The organism is Dellaglioa sp. CoH-56-MRSF-11 (assembly GCF_056782135.1).
In genome coordinates, this window is sequence record NZ_JBXAYE010000110.1 from 1 (window position 1) to 268 (window position 268).

Consider the following 268-nt stretch of genomic DNA (forward strand, 5'->3'; position numbering starts at 1 on the left):
GTGCCGGTTCGTCCGGGCCCTCGATTTTCATCGGCCAGCCCGTAAGCCGTAGCGCGCTGTTATGCTCGTACAGGAACGAATAGAACGAATCGAGCGCGGGATGATCGTCAAAGAGGGGTCTTTTGTCTTTGTCGTAAAATGTCGCGATTCCCATCGCCATACAAAACGAACGCGCGGGGTTCCGGGCCCTGAGTATGCGTCTGGCCTCTGACTCGATGAGGCGCAATGCGTCTTTCGTTGCTTGTTCGATTAGGGCATCGATGCGATT

1 protein-coding gene is annotated in these 268 nt (G+C 55.6%); it reads right to left on the reverse strand.

The annotated features are described in order from the left end of the window. A partial coding sequence (locus AC1RPT_RS08040) for a hypothetical protein (RefSeq protein ID WP_481763029.1) occupies nucleotides 1-268 on the reverse strand: 268 nt, incomplete at both ends.